This is a genomic window from Rhodococcus maanshanensis NBRC 100610, from assembly GCF_001894865.1.
Classification (GTDB): Bacteria; Actinomycetota; Actinomycetes; order Mycobacteriales; family Mycobacteriaceae; genus Rhodococcus_G; species Rhodococcus_G maanshanensis.
The window spans coordinates 52,798-64,431 of the sequence record NZ_BCXA01000041.1 but is presented as its reverse complement, the minus strand read 5'-3'; the positions used below and the strand labels follow the sequence as shown (position 1 = coordinate 64,431).

The 11,634-nt window shown below is 63.8% G+C and carries 8 protein-coding genes; 2 read left to right on the top strand and 6 right to left on the bottom strand.

The window, feature by feature from the left end:
* Positions 1-84 precede the first annotated feature (84 nt).
* The 4 genes from RM1_RS19475 to RM1_RS19465 form a co-directional block, all read right to left on the bottom strand.
* On the bottom strand, positions 85-1,785 hold the full coding sequence (locus RM1_RS19475; protein WP_169922352.1) for a DUF3732 domain-containing protein: 1,701 nt from the start codon (positions 1,783-1,785) through the stop codon (positions 85-87).
* A gap of 278 nt (positions 1,786-2,063) precedes the next feature.
* Positions 2,064-2,531: a three component ABC system middle component gene (locus RM1_RS27205; RefSeq protein ID WP_369693546.1), complete on the bottom strand. Its 468-nt coding sequence runs from the start codon at positions 2,529-2,531 to the stop codon at positions 2,064-2,066.
* A 44-nt stretch (positions 2,532-2,575) separates the two neighbouring features.
* On the bottom strand, positions 2,576-3,796 hold the full coding sequence (locus tag RM1_RS26230; protein ID WP_143069482.1) for an ABC-three component system protein: 1,221 nt from the start codon (positions 3,794-3,796) through the stop codon (positions 2,576-2,578).
* 924 nt (positions 3,797-4,720) lie between these two features.
* Positions 4,721-7,900, bottom strand: coding sequence for a multicopper oxidase family protein (locus tag RM1_RS19465; protein WP_072753366.1), 3,180 nt, complete (start codon positions 7,898-7,900; stop codon positions 4,721-4,723).
* Positions 7,901-8,047: 147 nt separating this feature from the next.
* Between RM1_RS19465 and RM1_RS19460 the strand changes: the two genes are divergently transcribed.
* Both RM1_RS19460 and RM1_RS19455 read left to right on the top strand, forming a co-directional pair.
* Entirely contained in the window at positions 8,048-8,422 is a 375-nt protein-coding gene (locus RM1_RS19460) for a nuclear transport factor 2 family protein (protein WP_072753365.1), read from the top strand.
* A 1-nt stretch (position 8,423) separates the two neighbouring features.
* Positions 8,424-9,866 (top strand): threonine/serine exporter family protein, encoded by a 1,443-nt coding sequence (locus tag RM1_RS19455; protein WP_081830689.1) that lies wholly within the window; start codon positions 8,424-8,426, stop codon positions 9,864-9,866.
* Between the two features lie 31 nt (positions 9,867-9,897).
* Here RM1_RS19455 and RM1_RS19450 read toward each other — a convergent pair whose 3' ends face one another.
* Together RM1_RS19450 and RM1_RS19445 are read right to left on the bottom strand one after the other, a co-directional pair.
* A complete protein-coding gene (locus RM1_RS19450) occupies positions 9,898-10,137 on the bottom strand; it encodes an MbtH family protein (protein ID WP_027503481.1) in 240 nt (79 codons plus the stop codon).
* Positions 10,134-11,519, bottom strand: coding sequence for a lysine N(6)-hydroxylase/L-ornithine N(5)-oxygenase family protein (locus tag RM1_RS19445; RefSeq protein ID WP_072753364.1), 1,386 nt, complete (start codon positions 11,517-11,519; stop codon positions 10,134-10,136). The genes RM1_RS19450 and RM1_RS19445 overlap by 4 nt, the downstream gene beginning before the upstream one ends.
* Positions 11,520-11,634 lie beyond the last annotated feature (115 nt).

Genomic DNA, 11,634 nt, shown 5'->3' with positions numbered 1-11,634 from the left:
GCTCGCCGTCGAGCCGTGAGCCGCTCGACCACACGCGCACCGTGCCTGCCCCGCCGGTCATGCCGGTCACGATGCGCGAGCGCTTCACCACTCGATTACGTCGTCGGATGTCTCCTCATCGCCGAACTTCTCAACCCATGAAGGTGGGATGAGTGCGTCCTTCCCCCTCCACCGTTCGACAACCGCATCCTGAAACCAATCGTCTTCGAATTCAGCGTGGTCGAGGACAATCACTTGAAGTGCACCATCAAGGCTCGCTACAACTTCTGCTATCAGCCTGAAGAGACTCATTGCACGGGCGCGGTCATCGCTCTCAAGATCGTCCACCTCGCCGATATGACGCGGATCCTCCGGAAAAAACACTTGCGTTGGCTGATCGAACACAATGAAAGTCGGCACTGGTCTTTTGTTCTCGATAAAATACTCTTGCAGCGCGAGATAGGCGCACAGGTGGTAACCCACCCAGTTCATTCCGCTCCCGATCTCCAGTTCATCCATGTAAGCAGGACCTGAGGGCTCGACGACGACGATTGTGAGACGGCCTGAATCAATCCTTACCCCGGATGAAGCGTGTTCCAGACCGAGTTGGGCGGCAAACTCGCCCATCCTTCTGGAAACCACACGGAGAAGCGAGTCGGTTCTCGATCGAACCGCATCGCCGTCAACACGCTGTGCCAACCGATCGGTACGCCTCTGAAGAGATTCGCAGCTACTGCGAAGCCCCTCTAAGTCATCATCCTCACCTGCACCAGCTTGTTCTAGAAACTGCGTGATGCGTCCGGCTATGAAGCTCCTCATCTCAATCTCGCGGGACCGGAGTCCTTCCAGTCTCTGTAGTTCTGCGAGTTCGTCAATCGCACGGACTGTCGACCGGTATTCGGCCCTCGACTCCTCCACAGACGCGCGGAGCTCGCCACGCTTCTCTGCCACACGGGGAGCCTCTCTGTCGACATTACGAAGGCGCATGTCGATTTCCCCAAGGGAATGCTGGACTTCGTCCAGAACACTCGTGTCAGATGGATTCAAGGATTGAGCGCAAACAGGGCATTGCTGCGCTTCAGATTTAAGGTCAGGGAGCAGATGCAACGAAGAGAGCCGGGACCTCTGGTGATCCAATTCGACAGCGTAGGATTTCCGCACCTCGGCATACTCATCCAGGCGTCGGATTTGCTGGTCTTTCTGCGCGATCTCATCGCGCAACCGGCTCGCTTCCTCCAGCAGTCGCTCATACTCGCTTGTATTCAATGGAGGCGCTGTGAGGTCCCATTTCGCATCTAACACCTCGGAGAGTGCCGCGGTCGCAGCGTCGGTGGTCATGGGTGTCGAACCCTCCGCGAGCATCCCATAGGATCTCGCCTGGCTGATCAGCGACTGCATGTTCGCTAATCCCGACTCCTGAATGATCTCATACTGGGCGAGTCGCTGCTGCATAATCTTCAATTGCCGCCGCAACTGACGCAACTCTTCGCGAGCCCTCAGCTCGGCCGACCCTTGAGCACCGATGAAGTAAGGTAGCGTGTCTTTAATGGTTTGCTTCTGAAAGTCCCGGTTCTGCCGATGAAAAAGAATATCAGGATTGGCAATTTCACCTTGCCCCTGAAAGCAGTAATACAGGGAATGAACAAAAGTTGCCGACAAGGCACGACGGGTTTGACCCTCATTGGGAATATTGGCATTGTCTTCTATTCCCATCAAATTGCCAAGGTACGCCCGAATGCCGTCACTTGTCGCATTGACTGACAATTCATCGTATTCCGGAATTCCGGCAGGGTTGATAAGAAGCATCGCCTGACTGGTCTCAGTACCCGCCGGTGGCGCTGGCCGTGCGATGTAGAATTGCGTGTCTCCGACATGTGCAGACAGTCCAAACCAGGAGACCGACCTACGGATAACTCCCGTGGGCGTATGCGGAGACCCCGAACCCAGCAAGTATCGAATTATTGGAATCAAGGTAGACTTCCCCTTCAGGGAAGATCCAGTAATTACGTTTAGCGATCCTGAGCGAAAATCTATCTGACGGCGATCGCCGAGCTTGCTGTAGAGAACAATAGAATCAATCTGCACTACGGTCTCACTCCCCATGTGGCCAGAATCGTTGCGTAGTCATTCTGCTGCGCAAACCATTTACCTAGAAAATCTGCAGCCTTGATACATTGGTCAAAATCCTCCGTGAATACGGTGCTCTTCGTCCTCCGCTTTACCTCTCCTACGCCAACGATGGCTGTACCACGCGAGACCAACACCCCCGATCGAATCGCTAGCTCCACGCCTCTGCCAATCTTCCTCTGGAGAGCAACCGAATTGGAAGGAATGTAGACCATGCTGTCCGGATTTCTTTGAATCCACTCCATCATCGGCGATTTCTTGGTGCGAGGAAGTCTCGCTCGCGTTGGGCTATGCAGCGCAATGGGAATGATTAGGAACAATAAGATTACGTGCATCCCATCGGGTCGCTCTCGCTCCCACGACCTCACCGCACGATGGAGCAGGACCGCAATGAACGCTGGGTTGAATAGCGCCCGCTCCTCCATCGGCACCTGAGAATCAAGACCCCGGTTGCTCACAGGAGCCGTATTCACGCGGCACCGCCCTTCCGAACTAGTGGCGTCTCTAGTACACCCCTAAGCCTGGCGACATAGTCTGGATGCCAACCAATATCCAGGCGGTCCGCCATGATATGCAAGGACCCATTCGCAACAAACCGCTCCGATACGTACGGCCTAATCGCGGGAAGTGGACTTTTGTCGAGATCATCGAAATTCTTGCGATAGATCTTACAAAGCTCGCTCTCGTCGATCCCATCCTCATCGGCATCGGAAAGAGGAAGGAAATATCTCATCCACTCATTCTTGAGGATCTTCTCATAGCGCTCTAATTCGCCGACAGAAAGGAGGGAGAAACGCTGCCAATATGACCGCTGCTGATACGCCCGGTTGTGCTCAAGTATACAATTCTCTATCCGCTTGCGATGCACTGAAATCAATCTCAACTGCTGCACAAAAACCGCGTCTTCGAAATCTAGTTCCGTCTCCGCGACGCCCATGTCTCGGTCCTCAAAGATTGGCAGATCATCCGAACGCAACCGGTCCTGAATTGCAAATATCCTATCCATTACTTCTTGAACAGGAATCGGTTCATACTTGCCTCGCCAGAAGTCCATAAGATGCTGCCGAACACGGTCATGCCACCATCCTCGCAACCATTCTGTCACTGCCTGATGATGCTGGGGGCGGCAGGCGATCGTCAGCCCGCGGCGTATCTTTTCGTCGATCTCATCAGCCCCGGGCGCATGGACAATCACAGTCACCTGTTCAAAGAATTCAATCCGCCGCGACGGCTTCATCTCCATAAAGGACTTCGAGTACTTCTTGATGTCGTCTGATCTGGATTTTTCAACGGCTGAGGCTAGCATCGCTGATGCCTTGACGGGATCCCGGGAACCACGAATCAGTTTCTCGATACCGGAACCCTCCGAGACTCCCCCATTTGTGACCAAAAACATCGAGACATTGGACTCCGGTGAAGCATCAATCCACAATGAGATCGTTTTCCAGAACTCCACGTCAAGATCTGAGATGTTCTTCGAAGGGTCGACTGTGTGCTTTGACTGATACCACATGTCTCCCGCTATTGTGGAATCAGCATGCACTGCAAAGTCGTCCAGCAATTCAATACTGACGGAGGCGTCCTGGTGGGCATCTCGTACAAGTTCGACGGCCGCAGCCAGAGCATATTCGACCTGGGCCAGGTATCCCAACGCAGTACCTGCGGCGGAGGTCGATGAGGGTTTTCCCATGGCGAAACCATAACCGCAACAAACCCCACGGTCTGCACTTTAGGCAAGGCTCAGCCATCGGGCATTGGTCAGGGTCAGAATGCGCCACATGGGAGTACCGTTGCGCTGGTCAGCCTGAGTCGACGTGGATGGAGTGGTAGAACGCGACCACTGTACGCGGCGTTCCAGTTGGCGGGTGGTGACTGCACACTCGTACAAGGAGTTGGCGCAACTCCACCCACAAAACGGACGTACACACTGCGGAGGATCCACGCCAACCACCAGCTCCGCGATCCTCGGCCACGAGAACACTGATGAGAACCTCGCAAGGTCAAGTCGGGATCGAACGTCACCGCCCGCCGACGCGACATCACCTCGGTGCATGGGTGAAGTCAGCCCGAATCGCGGGCAGCGATCTCGCCGTCCTCGTCTAGGGGGCGGTGACAAGACGTAGCACTGTCGGAGCAGCGCCAGTTGACCCAACAGGTCCGTTCGGGCGCGCCCCACGGCCAGATCGCGGCGGAACCACCGCAGACCGCGACTGCGGTGCCGGGTCGATCAACACTTTGGCCCGGTCATGAGTCGATCGAGGAATCGCCACGGTGCCGTCACTTGGGACCTGCCCGGTCCAGTTTCGAGTCGCGGAACACCCGCGTGGCAGCAGCAATCCCCATGATCACGGCTGGGATCGAGGATCGAAACTAGGAACACGTTGGTCCTCACCTACGGACTGCCTCTTTGTGTGACGGATATTGACCCTCGGCACGGCAGGAACTCCCTACCAGTCAAGTACTTCCGTGCTTCACACACTGCGCTACCCCCGCCCGAGGTGTGAAGCATCGAAGCGAGCTGTCTGTGGACACACCAGATCGCGTCGATTGCCGATTGCTGCGACTCAATGTGGGTATTGCGGTTGACCCGAGACTGCAATGACGATGCCTCTCATCACCGCCCGCCCAGCGGAACCGCGCCTGCCGCAGGCAGCGGGGGGAGTTCTCCAAGCGGCGCTGGTGTCAGCGTCGTCGACTGCGGGTCCGCCCGGCCCAGCCCGATCTTGCGGACCTCGGATCCCGCCGCACCCGCGCCGCTGACGAGCAGATCCGCGCCCGCGGTGGTGCTGGTGGTTGCCACCTGCACCCCGCCGCCCGCGAACGGCTCGAAGGAGGCGATCTGCCGGAAATCCACTGGGCCCGAGTGGTGGTCCGGACTCTCGAGGTACATCGCGGGCTCGCCGTCGAGCCGTGAGCCGCTCGACCACACGCGCACCGTGCCCGCCCCGCCGGTCATGCCGGTCACGATGCTCTTCGCGCCGCCCTCGGCGCCTGCCACCCAGCCGGTCGCGAGCGAGACGCCATCCCGATAGCCCTCGTCGAAGGCCAGGAACTCCGACGTCATCCTCGGCTCGTCGGTGCCGCCGCCGTTCGCGCCCGTGCCGCCGCCGTGCCCGCCGTGGCCGCCCCTCGACGCCGCCGCGGCCGCGGTCGGCTCGAACAGGTCGTACCGGAAGGTCTTCACCCGCGGCGCCTCCCCCCGGCCGGGCGCGGTCACGATGCTGGCCCGGCCCGAGGCGGTGTCCACCAGCCCGGTCGCGACCGAGACCCCGGCCTCGGACCCCGGGTACGGCGTGAAGGTCGAGTACACCTGCGGCGCCTCGCCCTTCGCGGCGGGCAGCGTCGAGGAGAACACCTTCACCTGTGCCTCGACGCCGGGGCCGGTTCCCACGATGATGTTGTCTGCCAAGGCGTTTCCATCGATATCGGCGCCCGCGACGGTCACCCCGCCGCGGAATCCCTTGTCGAACGGGGTGAACCGGGTCAGCTCGGCGCTGAACGGACCCGCGGCGCGATCGGCGCCGTCGTAGGCCACCACCACCGGCTCCGTGCCCGGGCCGGTACCGACGACGAGGTCGAGCACCATGTCGCCGTTCACGTCGGCCATCGCCACCGTCGGGGTGCCCTCGAAGGACGGGAACGGCGTGACGGCGGCGATCACCCTGTCACCGTTGCCGTCGTGGACCCGCACCGTCGCGGGTGTGCCGGGCGAGCCGGGTACCGCCACCGCGTACGTCGACGCCTCGGGGATCACGTTGACGAGCGCCATCAGGCCGTTGTCCTCGTGGTTGAGGCGATGGCAGTGGATCACGAAGGTGCCGGTGTACTCGGTGAACTTCGTGCGCAGCGTCACCGACGCCGGTTCGAGCGCGCTTTCGTTCTCGTCCGTCACCGGCGCTGGGACGTTGACGTTGTCCATCCCCCACGGCTGCACGCCGGTCCTGGTCCCCGCAACCGGATCCACGACCTCCATCACCTGGAAGTCGTTGACGTGGATGTGCATCGGGTGCTCGTCGTTGTTGAGGTTGGTGATCGTCCACTCCTCGACCGAGTTGAGTCGCGGCTGGAGCAGGGGGATGTTCGGGAAGGTGTTGGCATCGAACTCGTACGTGAACGCCTTCGGATCGCTGCCCGAGGCCTTCTCGTTGCCGAACCCGCCCGAGACCGTCAGCGTGCGCTTGACGTCGGGCGTCATCACCGAGGTGTCCACGAACGAGGTGTAGGCGTCCAGGTTCTGGCCGGGCGTGAACGCCGTCGTCCGCCCCTCCCCGCTCGCGGGCGTCACGCGCAGCAGCGTCTGGGTCGGGAAGGTGAAGAAGCCGTCGGCGTAGCTGATCACCGACGGGTCCACGGTCACCGTGCCCAGCACCGCCTGCGGGTTCTCGGAGCCGTCGTTGGTGTAGAGCACGCCCGGATTGGTCACCGGCTTCGCGCCCTCCAACGGCGGGATGTCGAGGACGAGGTCGCCGGTCTTCGGCATCGTCACCGCGATCGCGAACCGCGAGCCGGGCGGGATGACGAGCCGGGTGCCGTCGCCGCCGACCGGCGGCTCCACCCGGGTGAAGGGGTTGCCGTCCTGCCCGACGATCGCGAACGTCGGGTGCTCTCCCGTCGCCGTCTCGGTGAGCCGGATCGGCATGTAGGCGAAGTCGCTGATGTTGGCCAGCACCCAGATCTCGGTCTGGCCGGGTTCGACGTCGAGCTCCGGCTGGAACTGCCCGTTGATGGTGAACTGCACGTCCCGCTGGTTCTCCGGCAGCGACGGGTCCGCAGGGACGGTCACCGTGTCGCTGGTGAAGGTCTGCAGATTGCCCGGCACGAACTGGTTCTGGCCGCGGTGGTTGGCGGGCGACAGCGGCCCCGCGTACCAGTTGGTGAGGTACCGGGAGCCCTTCGTCGTCTCCGGGAAGTTCACCGGGGCCAGGCTCGGGGAGTACGTGCCGTCGGCCAGCTCCGAACCCTTCGGAGGCGTCAGCGTGCTGACGTACTGCGGCCAGTCCGGGTCGTTCAGCTGCCGTCCGCTGCCCTTGCGGTCGAAGACGAAGTTGTACTGCAGCGCCATGTCGCGGACCGGGATCTCGTTCTGCGTCACCAGCGGTAGGTTGCCGTCCGGGCGCCCGATCTCCAGCATGCCCGCGAGCCCCAGATACGTCTGCTGCGCGGTGAGGGTGTGGCGATGGCTGTGGTACCAGTACATTCCGTTCGGCATGTCCTCCGGGACCGCGTAGTCGTAGCGGTTACCCATCCCGGCGGGGATGTCGAGGAGCACGTTGTCGGCGTTGCCGTCGGGGCTCACGTGCAGCCCGTGGGTGTGCAGGTTCAACGGCGCCGACGCCAGCGCCTGCGGGTAGATCGGCACCTGACCGCCCGCGGGGGTGAAGGCCGGATCGTAGAAGTCCTCGATCGTCAGGCCCTGCAGGTCGTTGTCGTAGTGGATGATCAGGCGCTCCCCCGGGTCGACCCGCAGCGTCGGCGCCGGGTACACGTCCTCGCCCTTCGCCTCGCCGTCCGAGGCCGTCCCCCTGATGACCTCGTACCCGAACAGCAGGAAATTCGAGACCGGCCCCGAGGCGGTGTCGAGGGCGACCGTGCCCTGGTGCGCCGACAACCGCACCTCGAGCACGCCGTCCTCGCTCGACAGCTTCACCGGCTCCCGGTACGCGGCTGGGGCGCCCTCGGGGCCTGCGTTGACCCCCGGCTCCCCCGTCTTCGAGAAGCACGAGGTGAGGACCAGCGCCAGGGAGATCACGGCGCACGCCACCACGGAGATCGGCCTTCGACGATTCACCACCATCTTTGCCGCCTCGTTCCGGAACGAATGCGAGCACCGGCGCTCCAGCGTCAGCGCCTCAAAGCCTAGTTCGCTGGTCCGGCGGTCGCACCCGAAAAGGCGCAGGCCCCATGCACGCCCTCCGCGGCCGGAAACCGATAGCGTGGACGCATGAGCACCTCGGAGATCGCCACGGTCCTCGCGTGGCACGACGCACTGAACGATTCCGACATCGACACCCTCCTCGCACTCTCGAGCGACGACGTGGAGGTGGCCGGCCCGGAAGGTGCCGGGCAGGGCCTCACCGCATTGCGCGAGTGGGCCTCCGAGTCCGGGCTGACCCTGATCGCCGGACGCATGTTCGTGCACGAGGGCGTCGTCGTGGTCGAGGAGGAGGCCAGCTGGGCCTCGAAGCCGGACGAGAAGGCGACGGTCGCCACCGCCTTCCGCGTTGTGCACGATCAGGTGACGTCGATCTTCCGGCACACTGACCTCGAATCTGCCTTCGCGGCAACGGATCTGAGCGAAGCGGACGCGGTGTCCTGACGTGGCGAGGGGGCGCCTGCGCGACGCACTCACCTCGCTGAACAGGCTGATCGGTGAAGAACGGGCGGTGGTCGACGACCAGACCTCCGCCCCCGCGCCCCTGCAGCCGATCGACCTCACCGACGACGCCAAGGTCGCGGAGGTCCTCGACATCGCCCTCCGGTCCGGCGAGGTGCTGCTCGCGTCGGGCACCTCCGCGATGGACACCACCGCGCAGGTCCAGTTCGTCGCCGCGAGCTACGGGCTCGCGCGCTGCGACGTCGACGTCACCTACAACGCGATCCGCATCAGCGCGCACCGCGGGCCGACGATGCCGCCGGCGGCCACCATGCGGATCGTGCACTACCGGGCGCTGGACTTCACCCGGCTCGCCGCGGTCGACCGGCTCACCCGCCGACTGCGGACGGAGGCGGTCAACCCGGACGACGCGCACGACGAGCTGACCAGGATCACCCGGGCGCCGCATCCCTACAACCGCTGGACGGCGACGCTGGCGTGGGCGTCGATGGCGGCGTCCGCGTCGGTGCTGCTCGGCGGCAACCTGCTGGTGGCGGTTGTCAGCTTCCTGACCACCATGGTCATCGACCGGGTCAACCGCAGGCTGAACGCCGTCGGGCTCCCGTTCTTCTTCCAGCACGTGATGGGCGGACTGATCGCCGCCGCGCCCGCCAGCCTGCTGTACACCTTCAGCGACCAACTGGGCATCACCATCCGGCCGTCGCTGATCATCGCGGCCGGGGTGATCGTGCTGCTGTCGGGACTGTCGCTGGTCGGCTCGGTGCAGGACGCCATCACCGGCGCGCCGATCACCGCCGTCGCGCGGTTCTTCGAGGTCCTCATGATGACCGGCGGCATCATCGCGGGCGTCGCGATCTCGCTGCGGATCGCGGGCGCGCTCGGTTCGACGCTGCCGGTGCTGACCACCGTCCCGCCGCCCGCGCTGGCCCAGATCCCGGTGCAGGTGGTCGCGGGAGCGTTCACCTCGCTGTTCTTCGCGGTGGCCTGCTACGCGGAGCGACGGGCGCTGCCCGTCGCGGGTATCGGCGGCGCCGCCGGCATTCTCGTCTACAGCCTGGCTTTGAGCGTGAGCATCGGCCCGGTCATCGCCTCTGCCATCGCGGCGACCGTCGTCGGCTCGGTCGGCGGCATCCTGGCCCGCCGGGCGCTGACGCCGCCGCAGGTGATCGCGGTCGCGGGCATCACCCCGCTGCTGCCGGGTCTCGCCCTCTACCGGGGCCTGTACGCCCTGCTCAACAACGAGTTGCTGGACGGGTTCAGCGCGCTGCTCTCGGCGTTCGGCATCGGATGCGCGCTCGCCGCCGGGGTCACGCTCGGCGAGTGGATCGCCAGGACCATGCGGCGGCCGCGGATTCTGCGCCGCACAGGAACGCTGAAACGCCCGACCCTGAGCCGACGGAGGTCGGGTCAGAATCGGGCGTCGTAGTCAGTGCGCCTGCGCCGGTGGCGCCGGGTTGTCAGCTCTGGTTTCCGCGCTCGGCAGCGTCGCGTTCCATGGCCTCACGCAGGCTCTTCGGGCGCATGTCGGTCCAGTTGGCCTCGACGTACTCGACGCACGCCTGGCGGCTGTCCTCACCGAACACCACACGCCACCCCTGCGGGACGTCCGAGAACGTCGGCCACAGCGAATGCTGGTCCTCGTCGTTGACGAGCACATAGAAACGGCCGTCTTCGTCGTCAAAGGGATTGGTGCTCATCTGGCCTCGCTTGTCGCAAATTCGTTCATCGGTGTTTCCCGCGCTGAGGTTTCCGCCCCAGCGGACGCCTCGACCCTATCAAGATCGCCGTGGTCGGGGCGATTTTCCAGCACAGAATTCAGGATCTCACCGGCGCGGACGGCGACATTGGACAGCAGCGACGAGGTGAGGCCGTGCGTCTTCTCGGTGCCGCCCTGGAGATAGATGCCACCGCGGACGTTCTCGGGGGTGACCAGCCGGTAATCGCGGTCCACCTCGGTGGCGACCCCGCCCTCGGGGGCCAGGTCGCCGATGAGGTTGCTCAGCGGGGTGGGGGTGAACCCGGTGGCCAGCACCAGCGCGTCGCACATCAGCGAGTCGGTCAGGCCGTCGAGGTTGCTGCGCACGCTCACCTCGATGCCCTCCTCGGTCTCGACCACGCCGTCGATCTCGGAGGCCCTGCGCATGAACAGGCGCCGCTGGCCGCGCACCAGTTCCTGGTATTCGGTGGTGTACAGCTCGTTGATCAGCTCGATGTCGACCACCGAGTAGTTGGTGCTCTTGTGCAGGGACAGGATCCGCTCGCGCTCGGTGCTGTCGGCACCGTGCAGCTCGTCGACGGCGCCGGGGTCGAAGATGCGGTTCGCGTACGGGCTGTCGTCCGCCGGGCTGTAGCCGTAGCGGGAGAACACGCTGTGCACCTCGGCCTGCGGGTAGTTGCGGTGCAGGTACTGGACCACCTCGGCCGCGCTCTGGCCCGCGCCGAGCACCACGAACCGCTGGTGCTTGAGCTCGGGCAGCTCGTCGACCCGGAAGAGGAACTGGTGATTGTGGAAGCAGCGCGCCGACGGCGTCGCCCACTCCGGGATCCGCTCCCGCAGGCCGGCCCCGACGACGAGGTTGCGGGCCCGGACCTGCGCGCCGTCGGCGGTCTCGACCGTGAACTCGTCGACCGCGCCGTCGGCGCCGGTCTCGCCCCGAACCTTGGTGACCGCGGTGCCGTAGCTGACGTCCGCGTCCACCCGGCCCGCTGCCCACTGCAGGTAGTCGTTGAATTCGTGCCGGGTCGGGAAGAAGGTCTGGTGGTTGACGAAGTCGACCAGCCGGCCCTTGTCGAACAGGTAGGAGAAGAAGCTGAACGAGCTGGCCGGGTTCCGAAAGGTCACCAGGTCTTTCGGGAACGCGATCTGCATGGTCGCGCCGTCCAGCAGCATGCCCGGGTGCCAGCGGAAGTGGTCCTGCTTCTCCAGGAAGCGCGCCTCGATCCGGTCCCCGGGGGCACACTTCGCGTTGTGCTCCTCGATGGCGATGGCCAGCGCCAGGTTGGACGGCCCGAAGCCGACACCGACCAGGTCGTAGGTCGGCGACTGGTCGCGGTCAGCGGCCGAGAGAGTCGTATCCATGACGCGTCATCCATCCTCGCCGGTTCGGCCGGCGGCAGTGCTACTTGTTGCTGACATAGCTCGGGGTCCAACATTCGGGCCGCGCTGAATAGTAGCGCAGCCTACCCTAATTCGG